The 17,015-nt window shown below is 36.2% G+C and carries 16 protein-coding genes and 1 other annotated feature; of the genes, 3 read left to right on the top strand and 13 right to left on the bottom strand.

Features of this window, described 5'->3' with window-relative positions; genetic code table 11:
- Window positions 1-13: 13 nt before the first annotated feature.
- From opp3C to FH036_RS18695, 3 genes are all read right to left on the bottom strand, one after another.
- Entirely contained in the window at window positions 14-1,030 is a 1,017-nt protein-coding gene (opp3C, locus tag FH036_RS18705) for an oligopeptide ABC transporter permease (RefSeq protein WP_000974101.1), read from the bottom strand.
- Window positions 1,027-1,956, bottom strand: coding sequence for an oligopeptide ABC transporter permease (gene opp3b / locus FH036_RS18700; RefSeq protein ID WP_000534165.1), 930 nt, complete (start codon window positions 1,954-1,956; stop codon window positions 1,027-1,029). Before opp3b ends, opp3C begins: the two co-directional genes overlap by 4 nt.
- A gap of 127 nt (window positions 1,957-2,083) precedes the next feature.
- Window positions 2,084-3,715: a peptide ABC transporter substrate-binding protein gene (locus FH036_RS18695; RefSeq protein WP_042515569.1), complete on the bottom strand. Its 1,632-nt coding sequence runs from the start codon at window positions 3,713-3,715 to the stop codon at window positions 2,084-2,086.
- A 319-nt stretch (window positions 3,716-4,034) separates the two neighbouring features.
- On the opposite strand from FH036_RS18695, the gene FH036_RS18685 reads away from it, so the two are divergent.
- Window positions 4,035-4,415, top strand: coding sequence for a DUF3899 domain-containing protein (locus FH036_RS18685; RefSeq protein ID WP_001044990.1), 381 nt, complete (start codon window positions 4,035-4,037; stop codon window positions 4,413-4,415).
- Window positions 4,416-4,520: 105 nt separating this feature from the next.
- Window positions 4,521-4,737: a binding site (T-box leader), on the top strand.
- A gap of 75 nt (window positions 4,738-4,812) precedes the next feature.
- A complete protein-coding gene (gene trpS / locus FH036_RS18680; protein ID WP_139896082.1) occupies window positions 4,813-5,802 on the top strand; it encodes a tryptophan--tRNA ligase in 990 nt (329 codons plus the stop codon).
- A 155-nt stretch (window positions 5,803-5,957) separates the two neighbouring features.
- Here trpS and FH036_RS18675 read toward each other — a convergent pair whose 3' ends face one another.
- The 9 genes from FH036_RS18675 to FH036_RS18635 form a co-directional block, all read right to left on the bottom strand.
- A complete protein-coding gene (locus FH036_RS18675) occupies window positions 5,958-6,704 on the bottom strand; it encodes a YjbA family protein (RefSeq protein ID WP_000966133.1) in 747 nt (248 codons plus the stop codon).
- A gap of 143 nt (window positions 6,705-6,847) precedes the next feature.
- On the bottom strand, window positions 6,848-7,636 hold the full coding sequence (locus tag FH036_RS18670; RefSeq protein ID WP_139896081.1) for a DUF2268 domain-containing putative Zn-dependent protease: 789 nt from the start codon (window positions 7,634-7,636) through the stop codon (window positions 6,848-6,850).
- Window positions 7,637-7,742: 106 nt separating this feature from the next.
- Window positions 7,743-8,981: a beta-ketoacyl-ACP synthase II gene (gene fabF / locus FH036_RS18665; protein WP_139896080.1), complete on the bottom strand. Its 1,239-nt coding sequence runs from the start codon at window positions 8,979-8,981 to the stop codon at window positions 7,743-7,745.
- Window positions 8,982-9,012: 31 nt separating this feature from the next.
- The gene (gene fabH / locus FH036_RS18660; protein ID WP_001100552.1) at window positions 9,013-9,945 is read right to left on the bottom strand and encodes a beta-ketoacyl-ACP synthase III; all 933 of its coding nucleotides are present in this window, start codon (window positions 9,943-9,945) and stop codon (window positions 9,013-9,015) included.
- 231 nt (window positions 9,946-10,176) lie between these two features.
- Entirely contained in the window at window positions 10,177-10,794 is a 618-nt protein-coding gene (locus FH036_RS18655) for a hypothetical protein (protein ID WP_139896079.1), read from the bottom strand.
- Window positions 10,795-10,826: 32 nt separating this feature from the next.
- The gene (locus tag FH036_RS18650) at window positions 10,827-11,864 is read right to left on the bottom strand and encodes a Kiwa anti-phage protein KwaB-like domain-containing protein (protein WP_139896078.1); all 1,038 of its coding nucleotides are present in this window, start codon (window positions 11,862-11,864) and stop codon (window positions 10,827-10,829) included.
- Window positions 11,865-12,090: 226 nt separating this feature from the next.
- A complete protein-coding gene (locus FH036_RS18645; protein ID WP_139896077.1) occupies window positions 12,091-12,264 on the bottom strand; it encodes a ComZ family protein in 174 nt (57 codons plus the stop codon).
- Window positions 12,265-12,317: 53 nt separating this feature from the next.
- Window positions 12,318-13,190, bottom strand: coding sequence for an NAD-dependent epimerase/dehydratase family protein (locus tag FH036_RS18640; protein WP_139896076.1), 873 nt, complete (start codon window positions 13,188-13,190; stop codon window positions 12,318-12,320).
- 29 nt (window positions 13,191-13,219) lie between these two features.
- Window positions 13,220-13,954 (bottom strand): lipase family protein, encoded by a 735-nt coding sequence (locus FH036_RS18635; protein ID WP_000028698.1) that lies wholly within the window; start codon window positions 13,952-13,954, stop codon window positions 13,220-13,222.
- Window positions 13,955-14,110: 156 nt separating this feature from the next.
- On the opposite strand from FH036_RS18635, the gene FH036_RS18630 reads away from it, so the two are divergent.
- Window positions 14,111-14,293 (top strand): YjzD family protein, encoded by a 183-nt coding sequence (locus FH036_RS18630; protein WP_001211116.1) that lies wholly within the window; start codon window positions 14,111-14,113, stop codon window positions 14,291-14,293.
- Window positions 14,294-14,330: 37 nt separating this feature from the next.
- On the opposite strand, the gene clpB is transcribed toward FH036_RS18630, so the two are convergent.
- Window positions 14,331-16,931 (bottom strand): ATP-dependent chaperone ClpB, encoded by a 2,601-nt coding sequence (clpB, locus tag FH036_RS18625; RefSeq protein WP_139896075.1) that lies wholly within the window; start codon window positions 16,929-16,931, stop codon window positions 14,331-14,333.
- Between the last annotated feature and the right edge of the window lie 84 nt (window positions 16,932-17,015).

Here is a 17,015-nt window from a genome sequence, read left to right as displayed (position 1 = left end):
CCTCTCCCCTCTTTTACTTACGCATTTTTGGATCTAACGCGTCGCGTAATCCGTCTGCCATTAAGTTAAACGCTAAAATTAATATACTGATAACAACCGCAGGAATGAACATCATATGCGGATACGTTTGAATTGATTTATAACCGTCATTTACAAGAGAACCAAGTGATGCGAATGGTGGCTGAATACCTAAACCGATGAAGCTTAAGAACGCCTCACCAAACACCGCTGTTGGGATTGTAAACATTGTCATTACAATAATTGGTCCCATTACGTTCGGGATTAAGTGTTTTACAATTAATTGTGTATTTGTTGCACCTAATGTACGAGATGCTAATACGTATTCTTGATTTTTTAATTTTAGGATTTGTCCACGAACGATACGCGACATCCCTATCCAACCTGTAATTGCCATTGCGAGTGTAATTGACCATATACCAGATCCCATAATGATTACCATTAAAATAACGATGATTAAGTATGGAATACCGTTAATAATCTCCATAATACGTTGCATAATGTTATCTACTCTACCGCCATAGAACGCTGAAATACCTCCATATGCAACCCCAATTACTAAGTCAATTGCTGCTGCTAAAAGAGCGATATATAATGATACTCGCGTACCTTCCCATGTTCTTGTCCATAAATCGCGTCCAAGATCATCTGTACCAAACCAGAAATACTCTTTAATATCACGTTTTTCATATTGATCAACACCATATTGATCTGTACCGTCAAATGGTAGCCAATGAACATTTTCAATAACTGGAATTTTCGGTGGTAATTTCGCACGTCCTAAATCTTGCTCTTTATACGAGTGTTTACTTACCATCGGCCCAAAAATTGCTAGTAATATAATAAGAGTTAATAAAACTAAACCGAACATTGCTCCTTTATGTTGGAACAAACGTCTTCTTACATCTTGCCAAAACGTTAAGCTTGGACGGGCAATGACTTCATTATCCACATTATTTTGATTGGCTTGTTGAAATAAATCTGGAGATAATTTTTGTACATCTTTCATCATTTTTTCCCTCCCGCTAAACGAATTCGAGGATCAATAATTCCGTATAAAATATCAACAATGAAAATAACTAAGATGAAAATCGCACTATAGAAGATTGTAGTTCCCATAATAACTGTATAGTCATTCACTGTAATAGATTTTACGAACTGTTCCCCTAGTCCAGGTACAGCATAAATTTGCTCAATAACTAATGTTCCTGTAATTAAACCTGCAACCATTGGTCCTAAAATTGTTACAACTGGAATTAATGCGTTACGAAGTGCGTGTTTAATAATGATAACGCCTTGGCTAATTCCTTTCGCTTTCGCTGTTAAAATGTAGTCAGCTTGCATAACTTCAATTAACTCTGCACGAGCGAAACGTGCGATTGTTGCGATAACTGCCATCGATAAAGCAATTGTAGGCATTACTGTAAACTCTGGTCCTTTCCAGAATGCTACTGGGAACCATCCAAGTTTTACCCCTACGAAATATTGTAGTAATGCGGCGAATACGAACGATGGTACCGACATCCCGAGTACGGAAATAATTGTCGCCCCATAATCGACCCACGTATTGTTACGAAGTGCCGCAACGATTCCTAAAATTAAACCGATAAATGTACCTAATATAATCGCTTGTAAACCAAGTTGTGCTGATGGTCCAATGCGATCCACAATCATGTCTGTTACTGGACGGTTATCATATTGGAATGATACCCCTAAATCACCTTTTGCTAAGTTACCTAAGTAACGTGCATATTGAACTGGTACTGGATCATTTAAACCATATTTTTCAAGAATGATTTCTTTTTGTGCCGGTGATAACTTCTCCTGGTTTTTAAGCGGAGAACCCGGAAGTAATTTCATTAAAAAGAAAGTCAGTGTAGTAATTAAAAATAATGTCAAAGCCATGTACACGAAACGTTTTAATACATAACGTCCCATAGTCAAGCACCTCCCCGTTTTTCTCAAAAGCAATAAGATAGTTTTAAATATTCTTACTTTTATTTTTTTAAAATAAGAGCATATGCCCATCATAGGCATATACCCTTATTCATGATGGAAACCATTTTTAATTTTTTAGTTCAACCCACTTATAGCTAAATTCCCCGCCATATTTATGTTCTAATAGGCCAGTAATTGAGCCACGTTGTAAATAAGCTTTTCCTGGTTGATATACTGGAGCAATCGCTGCATCTTCAAGCAGTTGTTTTTCTGCTTGTAATAATGCATCCCAACGAGCTTGTACATCAACTTCTGTTTTTGCTTTTTTAATTAAATCATCATACGCTGGGTTTGCGTAATGTACTTTGTTTTGCGCATTACCTGTCGTATACATTTCAAGGAATGACATTGGATCCATATAATCTGGACTCCATCCCGCATATGACATTGCATAATCTCCACTTGCTTCAAGTTTTAATTTTTGTGCAAATGGCTGCATTTTCGTTGGAACTGTTAAACCTGGTAAGTTCTTTTCAAATTGGCCTTTTAAATACTCTCCAATTTTTTTAGCATCGTCAGTATCAAAGTTTAATAGCTCTAACTCTACTTTGTCTACACCAAGTTCTTTTTTACCAGCTTCCCAGTATTTTTGTGCTTCTTTCATATCCTCTTTTATAAGCTTTCCGTTTTCTTCACGGAAGTCTTTTCCATTCGGACCTTTTGCTAAGCCTTTCGGAACAAAACCGTATATACCCTCTGAACCATCGTTTAAGATCACTTTTCCGATGTTTTCACGTTCAAAGGACATTGCAATTGCTTTTCGGATATTTTTATTTGCTAAAAATTTATTCTTTTCATTTAAGCGAATAAATTGTGTAGATGGTCTCTTAATCGTTTTAAAGTCAGCATCTGATTTGTATTTATCTACAAACTCTGATGTTAAGACTACACGATCAATTGCTTTCGTTTCATATAAATTTATAGCAGTTGAACGATCCTTAACAATATTGAAGTTTATTTCCTCAAGTTTTACTTCTTTATTTTCCCAATACGTTGGATTCTTCTTAAGTTGGAAACTTTGTTCATGCTTCCATTCATTTAATACGAATGGACCATTATAAAGTGTCGTATTGGATTCTAATCCAAATTTTGCTCCTTGTTCTGTTACAAACTTCTCATTCAAAGGATACAATGTTGGATAGACTGTTAAACTTACAAAATAAGGAACAGGGTTATCTAATTCCACTTCAAGTGTATGATCATCAATTGCCTTTACACCAAGTTCTTCAACTGGTAATTCTTTTTTGTTAACTTTCTCCGCATTTTTAACATCAAATAGTATGTAAGCAAACTTGGCACCCGTGTTTGAATCTACAGCTCTTCGCCAAGAATAAACGAAGTCTTTCGCTGTTACCGGTTCACCATTAGACCATTTCGCATCTTCACGTAACTTAAACACATACTTTTTGCCATCCTCTGATTTCTCATAAGATTTAGCGACACCTGGAACAAGTTTATCATCTTTCCCCAGACGATATAACCCTTCCATTGTGTTATTCATGATGTTAGAAGATGTTGCATCTGTTGATAACGTCGTATCCATAGTTGGAATTTCAGCTGTTTCAGTTAGATTTAGCACTTGCTTGTTTGAGGATTTTTCTTTTGCGCCTGCTTTATTATCCTCTTTTTGGTAACTACAAGCTCCTAACATACTGACAGTCAACGTCGATGCAAGTAATAACGGTATCTTTTTCTTCATGTTGTGTTGCCTCCCCTAATTGCACTTCCTGTACCCTCACTTGTAAAAAAGTAGAATTGAAAGAATAATCTCCAAGTTTCTACAATTTTCATTATACATATAATATAACAATTGTGAATATAGTTTTTTGTTTTTTTGTTAAAATTTTTAATAAAATGTTTATATTTTTATTTTTTTGTAAAGGGATACGTTAACATTGCTACCATCATCTTGCAATCAGACCTTTAATTGCGTATAATTTTCAAAAAATTAATTCTAGTACATATTATAGCTTTTATAGTATAATAATTCTAGTAATATTTTGACGGAGGGGAACATTTTGAATAAAGTTTTTTTTCATACTTGTATACTAATTTTCATAGCGATAATTGCTTCTAGTATTGGTGCATTCCTTGTTTCATCGCAGTTTTTGTTGAATTTTGTCAACATCTCGTTCTATATCGCACTATTTTTTATTCTTATAGGCGGTTTTTTATTCATATTTCAAAATGGATTTTTTAATGTAACAATTTACGCCTTCCAAAGAGTATTTGGTACGAATAAAAAAATCGACTCTTTAATTGAAGAAGTAGAGGAACCTATCGATAAGAAAGAACGTATTTATAAAACATATTCATTCAAATGGACGTATCCAATTTGCATTACCGGTATCGTTCTTGGGTTGTTCTCGACCTTCATTAGCTTTACTATTTTGATGTAGTTTGCAAACACTATCCCATATGATATAATAATCAGCAAAACATTTTGTTATAAAACTTTAGTTCTTTCATATTTAAAGAGCTCAGGTAACAATAAATAAATTTATATGTATGCGATGATAAAGAAGAGTACATATTGAGGCAATTTCAGAGAGCTTGTGGCTGGTGTGAACAAGTAATTGTACAGTATGGAATGGGCTTTTGAGCACCAAACCGAACCGAAAGTAGTAGGCTTTGGCGTTATATCCAAACGTTATTATGGATTAGAGAGATTTCACAGTAGTGAAATAATTAGGGTGGTACCGCGGTCCATTCGTCCCTATAGTTTTTTGGGATGAATGGGCTTTTTTGTTTGCCTTCTCTTCCCCATCACGCATTCAAATTTAGGAGGAATTACTTATGTCAGTTATCTTTTCTGGTATTCAGCCGAGTGGAACGATTACACTTGGAAACTATTTAGGAGCTATGAAGCAATTTACAGAGCTTCAAAATGAACACGACTGTTATTTCTGTATTGTAAACCAACATGCGATTACAGTACCTCAAGATCCGGTACAACTTCGTAAAAACATCCGCAGTCTTGCTGCACTTTATGTAGCATGCGGTATCGATCCTGAAAAAGCTACTTTATTTGTACAGTCAGAAGTACCGGCACACGCTCAACTAGGATGGATTATGCAATCCGTTGCTTACGTTGGAGAATTAGAGCGTATGACGCAATATAAAGATAAAGCATCAGGTAGAGATTCAGTTCCAGCCGGATTACTAACTTATCCACCATTAATGGCTGCTGATATTTTACTTTACAACACTGAAATTGTACCTGTTGGTGATGATCAAAAACAACATATGGAATTAACACGCGACCTAGCAGAGCGTTTCAACAAACGCTTCCGTGAAGTATTCACAATTCCTGAAATTCGCATTCCAAAAGTAGGGGCTCGCGTTATGTCACTAACAGAGCCTACGAAAAAAATGAGTAAATCTGATCCGAATCCAAAATCAATGATCAGCATGCTTGACGAACCAAAAACAATTGAAAAGAAAATTAAGAGTGCTGTAACTGACTCTGACGGTATCGTGAAATTTGATAAAGAAAACAAACCTGGCATCTCTAACTTATTAACAATCTACTCTTCATTCTCTGGAAAAACAGTTGAAGAAATTGAAGCAATGTACGAAGGAAAAGGATACGGCGACTTTAAAGGCGACTTAGCGCAAGTAGTCGTAGAAGCAATCCGCCCAATCCAAGACAAATATAACGAACTAATCAACTCACCAGAACTAGACGAAATTCTAGACAAAGGTGCCGAAAAAGCAAACCGCGTTGCATTCAAACAACTACGCAAAGTAGAAAACGCAATGGGACTAAGCAGAAAACGTAGGTAACTTATAAAGCGGAGGCGACTGCTTAGCCCCGACGGCTAAGGTTCTTTCCCACAGAAGGTGCTTTTTACCTTCTCGTGGGGAAGGTTCTTAGACACGAAGAGCTTGCCACTGGAGCTAGACTACAACAAATTAAAAAACCGCCAATCGGCGGTTTTTTAATTTACCTTTTGCTCGTTTTCCATTTCCCATAACTTTTCAAAAAATGGCTGTCCTTTTACGAGACGCTCGCATAATTGTTCGTGCTTCTCAGACCAACCTGCTTTCGCTTCATCATACAGCTTAGCCCAAATATCTTCAAATTCCATATGTTGAACCATTCCGTATGCTGATGGATCCCACTCTGTGAACCAATAGCGAATTTCTGCTGTGTTTTTCGTTGTATGTAATTGATCTAACGCCATAAATAATAATTGTTTAAGCTGTCTTTCTTTACGAGTTAAGCCATTCATAACGAAAGGCGATGGTGATAAAATATGATGTTCTTTTTCCATTTCTTCTACTTGGAACTCATACTTTTCTGCTTGTACGTTTTCTACCATCTCATATACCATCTGCTCTTGGCGCGGTATAAGTCTACTTTTTCGAATCGGTACATTGTAACCAATTGTATCGATCGCAATAATTCCTTTTCCATCTGTAACTACAAAGCAATACTCTTGCTGCAAACGTTCATGATTTTTACGAATATAAGCCTTATGATGTACGTCTTCCAACAATTTTTGAGGAAGCTCTAACAATTCGTTCTCGATGTAATGATATAATGTGGAATCTACTTTTAATAATGGCACTTGATCTAATAGCTCAATCGTATCATCTTTCCGCCATTCGTAAAAATGACAAACGTTATACCCATTTTCTTCACCTTCAAACCAATTTACCCATACATCATGTAGATATAACATTCACTACCCCTCACTTCACTACTGTTTGTATCCATCATTATGTTCAATTTTTCTTAACTTTATTCCACCTAAGGAAATATATTCTAATTATTATTTTTTCTTCTATTAATACTAAAAAAACAGGAAAGAGAGCTCCTGTTTTTTTATATATGAAATGTATTGGCTTTATTTAATATTTCTTTCGCATCTATAGGCAATAAAGAAAGTGTATCTTCTCCCCCAAAAGTTACACAATCTTTGACAATATGAAATCCAAGCGCATAGCCAAGCAACTTCGGATAAGAGTGAAATCCATTTAATAAGATGTCGTGCTCCCTTGTTCCTCGCTTTATACTTATTCTTTCATGTACAACATTTTTCCAATAATATATAGCCTCTTCCTTTGAAAGATACGTCGTCCACGGTGCATTGTTTTTTTCTGAATATCTTTCCGTTACCGCTTGCTCAGCTAATCCTTCCATAATCATCGTATCAAGTAATGTATATTCTGTTTCTTTCGTCTCAATTTGATGTAACCTGCATATGTGATGATATTCATGCGCCAACAGCACTTTTAATTCTTCCACCGAATTCCGTCCACATACGAATAAGAAAATAACGTGGCGCATAGATAATCCAGCCCTGCCGTTATACTCTTCTTGTACCGTTCGATTATAGGAGTCTGATAATAAAATAAAGACAGGGACATCCGGACCTTTTAACCAATTTTTCAGTTTCTCATACTCCGCACGTAACTCTTTCCAAACTTCCTTTTTCTCTAACTCTTTAATTTCTCGTTCTCCTCGCATAACAGGGCGATACATACCTTTAGAAATTAAAAAGCGATACAACCTTTCTTTTGGCAGCGGGATATATTTCGTAAACTTCTCACACAGCTTTTCTGGCCGTCCATAATATAGATGTAACCATTCAGCAGTTTCAACAATCCCCATCTTTATCCCTCCTTTTTCTTATGTATATGCAAAAGGAGAAAAAGGCGTAAAAATAAATAAGGAGTTTTTTCGCAATATGTTGCAAAAAAACTCCTTATTTTATCTATTATTTATACGATTTAAATACTAATACTGCGTTATGACCACCGAATCCTAATGAATTACTTAACACTGCGTTTACTTCTTGATGTCTCGCGTTATTTGGTACGTAATCTAAGTCACATTCTGGATCTGGTGTTTCATAGTTAATTGTTGGAGGAATTACTCCATCTGTAATTGATTTAATAGAGAAGATCGCTTCAACAGCACCTGCTGCTCCTAATAAGTGACCTGTCATTGATTTCGTTGAGCTGATCGCTACTTTATACGCGTGCTCACCGAACGTTTCTTTAATTGCCATCGTTTCATACTTTTCATTCGCATCCGTACTTGTACCATGCGCATTAATGTAATCAATATCTTTTGGCTGTAGACCTGCATCCGCTAAAGCTTGACGCATTGCGCGCACGCCGCCTTCACCGCCAGGAGCAGGCATTGTAATATGGAATGCATCACCAGTTGCACCGTAACCAGCGATTTCCGCATAAATATGAGCACCACGAGCTAATGCGTGCTCTAATTCTTCAAGAATTAAAATACCTGAACCTTCACCCATTACGAAACCGCTACGGTTTTTATCAAATGGACGGCAAGCTGTTGCTGGGTCTTCATTGAATGTTAATGCTTTCGCTGAGCTAAATCCTGCGAATGCCATACTTGTTAACGGCGCCTCTGCTCCGCCCGTAATCATTGCATCCGCATCACCGCGCTGAATCGCCTTAAATGCATCACCAATTGAGTTTGCACCAGATGCACAAGCCGTTACAGAACAAGTATTAATTCCTTTTGCTCCTGTTGCGATTGATACTTGGCCTGCTGCCATATCTGGAATCATCATCGGTACGAAGAATGGGCTCACGCGGCGCGGGCCTTTCTCAGTAAAAATTTTAAATTGTTCTTCGTATGTTTCCATACCGCCAATACCAGAACCAATCCATACACCAATTCGAGGTCCGTTTTCTTCTGTAATCTCAAGCTTTGCATCTGCAACTGCCATTTTCGCTGCTGCTACTGCATATTGTGTAAAGCGATCCATACGGCGCGCTTCTTTTTTATCAATATATTTCTCGACTTCAAAGTCGTTAATTTCTGCTGCTACTTTTGCTGGAAATAGTTCCGGATCAATCCTTGTAAGTCGTCCGATTCCAGATACACCCTTTTTAATGTTTTCCCACGCTGTTTCAACATCTGTACCGACCGGTGTAACAGCTCCTAGTCCTGTAATTACGACCCTCTTTTTTTCCATACAAAATACACTCCTTTTTTTCTCTCAGTCCTTATTTACCCCAACGAAGAGCGACTGCTCCCCATGTTAATCCACCGCCAAAACCAACAAGTATAATTAAATCACCATCTTGAATACGTCCGTTTTGCAATTCCTCTACCATTGCAATCGGAATGGAAGAAGCTGATGTATTACCGAACTTCTCAATTGTCATACTCATTTTTTCTTGTGGTAGATTTAATCTCTCTCTTGCAGATTCCATAATACGAATATTCGCTTGATGCGGTACTAAGAAATCCACATCTTCTTTCGTAAGACCAGCTTTATCTAGAACGCGAAGACAAGAATCCCCAAGTTGACGAACAGCAAATTTAAAGACTTCTCTGCCATTCATCATAACATACTCATCTTGATAAAGATGCTTACCGCCACTTCCGTCCGCTCCTAATTCGAAAGATAGAACGCCTTTACCTTCTGAAACAGCTCCCATTACGATCGCACCGGCTCCGTCTCCAAATAGTACTGCTGTATTTCGATCGTTCCAATCTACAATTTTAGATAGTTTATCACTACCAACTACTAATATGTTTTTATAAGTTCCCGTTTGAATAAATTGCTGCGCTGTAATCATTCCGTACATAAAACCAGCACATGCTGCACTTAAATCCATTGCAGCTGCATGTTTTGCGCCAATTGCTTCTTGAATAACACAAGCTACTGCTGGGAAAGCACGATCTGGTGTTACTGTCGCTACTAAAATAAGATCGATATCCTCTCCGCTAACCCCTGCATCTTCAAGCGCTTTTTTAGAAGCCTCTACGGCCATATATGAAGTATCTATTGTATCATCGGCAATGCGTCTTTCCGCAATACCTGTTCTCGTACGAATCCATTCATCGGATGTATCCATTACTTTCTCTAAATCGTGATTTGTGACTACTTTTTCCGGCACATATCTTCCGATCCCTAAAATGCCCACGTTCACATCGCAGCCCTCCGTTTTATATCAATTATTATGACTTGGTACTAATTTTAAAACATAAATGTATTTTTGTCTAGAATATATTTATGTACACAACTAATATTCTCTCCCTATAGTAGGAGATAAAACAAATAAGGACTTCCATAATATCGAAAGTCCTTCTACACTAAATTTATTCCATAAAAATTCATATTTATTTTAAAATCGCGTTTTACATTTTTCCAAAAACATACTTTATCTACTAGAAATAATGTAATAAACATCACCAACTAAATGCTGTATTCTAAATTCCTCACTCAAATCTAAATATCCATCTTCAGATATTAGAAAAACATTTTTTCGAATCCCACTTCCAGAGGTACTAGTAATTTCAGCTTGAAAAACATTCCTACCTATAACAAAAAATAATGGATTTGTACTAATCGAATCCGTTTTTACATAGATAAGAATAATAATCCCCAGTATTAACAAACCTCCCAATAAATTAGTAACCGATTTCACATCCAAAGAAAAAAGAGGAAGTAACATCGTTATTAAAAAGAAGGAATAATGTTCTGCCTTTGGCTTAGCATATTTTTTTATATATACTTCACTAATACTACTAGTTGATTCTTTTGCTTTTTTCAAAGCTATTCTGGTTATTAATACCCCTAAAAACAAACCAAATACCACTATGATTATTGCATAAATTAATTCTGTAACTTTCTCTGAAGTTTGTGGGAGTTTTCCCCACACCCCTTGTATAGAACGAGGAATAAGTTTATTTTCTAAGGTGAACTTCAACAAAAATATTCCCATTAATGGTAAGTAGGCCAATACCCATAGGAGAAATTGTTCTTTTTTTGACCACATAAGTAACACCCTCCTAATTTATTATCACACACCTATTCATAAGCAAGGGCAACTTTAAATTCATCAGTTAAGAATGAACGTACAATCTTATCAGCAAAAAAGTGGATTAACGTTGTCGGTTCTTGTTCTTCATTAAAAATTATCGTATTGTTATTCAAATTAATAAAATCATATAACGACCATATTTCTTTAAACCGTTCTCTCATCTCTTGTTTTTCTGTTTCTTCCATTAATCCATCATACCTTTGTTTTATCTGCTTCAAGTCTTCACAACGTGCTTCAAAATTCTCCTCTAATGCTTCAAGTGTACTTTCAGATATCTGTGCCAAAGAGCGTGAATAAATATATTTTTTACACTTCACGACAAACTCTTCCTTATTAGAATCTTCGCCTTGAAACAAATCTAATGAAGTAATAGCATCAATGTTCTGATCCCTTTTAGCATTGATATGATCACTATACCCAAATGTGTATTCAAAGTTTCTCAGGTTATTAATATAAACCTCATGTCCTATGGCGAAGAAACTGATTGCTCCTCCTACTTCTATATCCGGCTGTTCTTTAATATGCCACTCATTAGAATTAAAAATGGCATATTTTCTCTTTTGACTGGATTTTTTAGGTGCACGATAAAAATTAAAATAAAATGCATTATCGCCAAATGATATCTTGATATACTGAAAATTAGATTTTTGCCATTCTAACAATTCATTTAGCTCCAAAGATTCATGTAAAGTATTAAATCTCGTCATTAAAGCGTCCGTATCCCGAACATTGAGTTTTGCTAAAGTCGCATTTTTTTGAATTTCAAAATTATATTGACTGATAATAAATTGATTATCTGGCCCTCTAAAAGACTTTAATTGAGAAATAATATGCTTTGCTAGCCACACTCTTAATTCCTTAGCTAAAGGTAGTCGTTTTGAGTGATAATAATTTTCTGCATTTGTTTGTTTTTTTACAACAAACAAAGAAATTTGCAACTCATTCTGATCTATAGAATGTTCTAATTGTTCTGACGTTAAATTAATTAATGCATTAATAGGATGATTAGTGTCTGTAATTTCCATATTTACCACCTTTAACTTTCAAGACTTTAATAAAATGAATATCCTGTTCCTTCCAAATAATATTTTATAATAAATACAGCAATGTTGCATTAAAATCATCAAGAAATTAGAGATCTTTTCCGTTTAAATATCCTTGCAATTTCTTATCCCTCTACCATTTCTGGAGCCTAGAACAAAAAAATCCAAGCCACCTCTATGCGTGGCTTGAACCTCTTTCACCTAAATATTATTTATCTGCTTTCCCAAGCTCATATGCTTCGTTCATAACTTTCATCAATAACTCTAATACTGGTTGAGCTTTCTCCATATCAAGCGCAATTCCATTATCATCTAAAATGGCCTTTGCTTCTGGTAAATGCTTCATTGCGATTTGTAAAAATTGCATGCTTTTCTCATTCATATTATGTTCTTCCTCTCCATTAAAACTTTCACATACATAGTGTAACACGCTCGCTATCCTTCGTATAACTCTTTATATTTTTTCATATGTGCCAATTGTTTATTTAAACCGTATTCTAACGGAGTATTTCTTTTTATCGAAATAACCTCTACAGTTCCATCTCTTTCTTCCACATTCTCTTTCTTCACTTTATCCTCTGCACGTAAAAGGTTCATACCTTTTTTCCATAATGATTTTTTACCACTAAGTAAATTATATATACCGAGATGCTCCTCGTTCATTCCATTTTCCCATAAGTATTCACATACATCTTCAACGTACAGTAGATCACTGGCGTTTTCCTCACTCGTATAATGGCACTCTTTCTCACCCAGTTCTGATAAAATGAGCTGATGATACATCATAAAAGATGGTTGCCATGGCCCATATAATGTAGGAACTCGAAATACACTATATTGTACCTCTCCTTTTTTCAATCCTTCTTCCACTTTCGCAAATAGACGTTTATTTTCGGACTCATCTACGTTTCCTGCTTCAATAGAAGAAATTAGATTTAACTTCACTTTATGTTCTTCACACAGTCTTATCATTCGCTTTAAATACTGTAATATAACTCTTTCATTTCGAAAGCCACTTTGTTGGTTAGGCTCATACAGACAAAAGTAAACGGCATCAAATTTCTCTTCCTCTACGGATCTCCATCCGTCTTCATCTCTTATCGAATAATACGTAAATAACGCATTTCGCCCAATTAACAATAACTTCTCTTCATTAATTTTTGTCATATTATCGAATTCATCAAAATCAAGACCATATACTTCTACTTCTTCTGCAATCATTTTATTCACAAGGTGATAACCTACAAACGTAAGTGCACCTATAATTAGCACGCGTTCCATACCACCAACCCTTTCTCCTTGAAACAAATAGCTCCTCATTTATGTATATGGGAGCTTCACAATTCTTCTTCATATTTTTTAAAGAAATCAGTCGTTTGCCTAACCATTTTATATTTCACATCTTGCAGATGGAATAAGACAGAAGTATCGCATTGGTTCAATTGCCTCATTTTCTCGTATTTACGTAGCAGCTGTTTTCTTCCTCTTTTTTCTTGTGTTGATACAAAAATTTTAACAGGTACACAAGACGGAAGAAGCGTAAATGATTTCTTATTTATTTTCGCTTCTAATTCTTCTTCTTTAGCATCATACGCTAAACTTAATTCCTTCAAGAGTCTCTTGTAAAAAAATTTATGCTCTTTCTCAAACTCCACATATTCTGGTAAATCTAAACACGGATTTAACATAATGACAGAACGTATACATTCAGGGTATTTGTTCATCATTTCAAGCGCAACAAGTGCCCCCATACCATCTGCCATAATGTGCATTTTCGCATTCAATGTCTCTTTTCTCAGAACAACGTCATATAGGCGTTTTGCTAGACGAACAGATTGATCGTTTCCCCAATGTCTTCCGTATAAATTAGAAGAAAAGACCGTATAGCCTTCCTCAATAAGGCCATGTAAAAAATAAGATCTACCCGCATGCTGTGTCCATAAACTTGTACCATTCTCAATAAAGTAGTTGTAATCACCTAGAAGCATGACAGAAAATCCATTTGGCTTCTCCGGTAAATAAATGACACATGGTTCTTTTTCTAAGTAAAAAAAACGTTCCGTAATACTCATTTTTCCCCCGCCTTATTTTCTAAACGTATAAAAGTACTCTTTTATAATGTATGAACGGAATGCAAATTTGCGTTGAAAAATCTACAAATATTTTTCTATATTCTTTTTTCAATTGTGTTACAATAAGGACAGATTGAACGAATAGAGGTGTAAAATATGCGTTTCATTTGGGCATTAATTTGGTCGTTCTTGCTTGTACATATGATGAGCTACGTAATCGGCTCTATGACTGGCGGTACATACGATTTTAACCAAGCGTCTATTTTCTCAGTTGTTCTTGCGGTATTAGTACTAGCAATTTCAGCTGCAATTCCAAACGAGCCAGTAGAACAACACTAAAAAAAGAGTCCGGATTTTATCCGAACTCTTTTTTGTTTTACTTCACATGAACGACTAATTCGTTATTTTCTACATCAACAACTACGTGACTATTGTCAGTAATCGTTCCTGCAATTAATTCTCTCGCTAATTTCGTCTCAACTTGACGCTGTACATATCGTTTTAACGGACGAGCTCCGTACATTGGATCGAAGCCAGCTTCGACAACAAACTCTTTCGCTGCGTCTGTTAATTCTACCGTAATATGACGGTCAGCTAAACGGCCTTGTAATTCTTTTACAATTTTATCAACAATACCTTTAATTTCATTCATTGTAAGAGGTTTGAATAAAATAATTTCGTCGACACGGTTTAAAAACTCTGGTCGGAAATGACCTCTTAATTGTCCCATTACAAGTTCTCTTGATTCTTCTTTAATGGAGCCATCTTCTCCTAATCCATCTAATAAATGAGCAGATCCAATATTTGAAGTCATAATAATAACCGTGTTTTTAAAGTCTACTGTACGTCCTTGCGAATCTGTAATGCGACCGTCATCTAACATTTGTAATAAAATATTGAATACTTCTGGATGTGCTTTTTCGATTTCGTCTAATAAAATAACGGAATACGGTTTACGTCTTACCGCTTCTGTTAATTGACCGCCCTCTTCATATCCAACATATCCAGGAGGCGCACCAATTAAGCGTGACACAGCGTGTTTCTCCATATACTCAGACATATCAATACGAATCATTTGTTCTTCACTATCGAATAATGACTGCGCTAACGTTTTTGCAAGTTCTGTTTTACCAACACCAGTAGGTCCTAAGAAAATGAAGGAACCAATCGGACGGTTCGGGTCTTTAATACCTGCGCGCGCACGAAGAACTGCGTCTGATACTAAGCTTACTGCTTCCTCTTGTCCGATGACACGCTCTGATAAAATTTGCTCTAAACGTAGTAATTTCTCGCGTTCACCTTCAACGAGTTTTGCAACAGGAATACCAGTCCAGCGCGAAACAATATCAGCAATTTCTTCTTCACTTACTTCCTCACGTAATAAACGATTTTCTTGTTTATTATGTGCGCCCATTTCTTCTGCTTCTTTTAACTCTTTTTCAATTGCAGGAATTTTTCCGTGGCGAAGTTCCGCTGCTTTATTTAGATCGTAATTCCCTTCTGCTTCTTCTAATTCACGGCGCAGACGCTCTAAATGTTCACGTAAGTCACGCACTTTGTGAATATCTTCTTTTTCTTTCTCCCATTTCGCTCTCATACCACTTGCAACTTCTTTTAAATCCGATAATTCACGTTGCAACGTTTTTAGACGTTCTTGGCTACCAAAGTCCTTTTCTTTTCCAAGAGCCGCTTCTTCAATCTCCAGCTGCATAATGCGGCGCGTTACTTCATCTAATTCTGTCGGCATAGAATCGATTTCTGTACGAATTGTTGCACAAGCTTCATCGACAAGATCAATTGCTTTATCCGGTAAGAAACGGTCCGAAATATATCGATCTGATAAAACTGATGCTGCTACAATCGCACGGTCATGAATATTTACACCGTGATAAATTTCAAAACGCTCTTTTAAGCCACGTAAAATGGAAATTGTATCTTCAACAGTTGGTTCTTCTGCTAATACTTGTTGGAAACGTCTTTCTAGCGCTGGATCTTTCTCAATATATTTACGATATTCATCTAACGTCGTCGCCCCGATACAATGCAGTTCACCACGCGCAAGCATCGGTTTTAACATATTTCCTGCATCCATTGCGCCTTCTGTTTTACCAGCGCCGACGATTGTGTGAAGTTCATCAATGAATAGTAAAATACGACCTTCACTCTTTTTAATTTCATTTAATACAGCTTGGAGACGCTCTTCAAATTCACCGCGGAATTTCGCTCCAGCTACAAGCGCACTCATATCTAATGCAAAGATTGTTCTATCTTTTAATCCTTCAGGTACATCCTTTTTCACAATACGCTGTGCTAACCCTTCAACAATTGCTGTTTTACCAACACCTGGTTCACCAATTAAAACTGGGTTGTTTTTCGTTTTACGTGAAAGAATGCGGATTACGCGGCGAATTTCACTATCGCGGCCGATAACAGGGTCAATTTTCCCCGCTCTTACTTCCGCCACTAAATCACGACCATATTTTTCTAACGCTTCATAAGTTGCTTCTGGATTTTGACTAGTCACTCTTTGATTCCCCCGAACTGTCATTAAAGACTGTAATAAGTTATCTTTCGTAATATGAAATCTTGTAAATAATTGGTTTATATCGCCTTTTTCTTCAGTAAAAGCAAGTAATACATGTTCAACTGAAATGTAATCATCTTGCAATTTCTCTGCTTCTTTTCCTGCTCTTACAAGCAGTTGTTGCAAAGCACCTGTTATATATAATTTACCTGCTTCTGCACCGCTCCCCGTTACGGAAGGCTTTTTCTTAATTAAATTTTCGGCGCCTTCTTTTAATGCTTCTATATCGACGTTCATTTTTTGAAAAATACGTACTGCTAACCCATCTTGCTCTTCTAATAATGTAAACAAGAGATGAACAGTATCTACTTCTTGATGATGATGAGATACCGCTAAAGATTGAGCACTCATAATCGCCTCTTGTGTTTTTGTTGTCATTTGATTTAAGTCCATCTTTACAGTCCTCCAAATGTTTGACTTTCTTTGACCTTTGATTTGATTATACGCCAACTGACTTTTTTATACAATAATTTTGAT

This window comes from Bacillus sp. CD3-5 (assembly GCF_006349665.1).
GTDB lineage: Bacteria > Bacillota > Bacilli > Bacillales > Bacillaceae_G > Bacillus_A > Bacillus_A paranthracis.
Note: the sequence above shows the minus strand (reverse complement) of the source record. Positions and strands in the feature narration are given on the sequence as shown.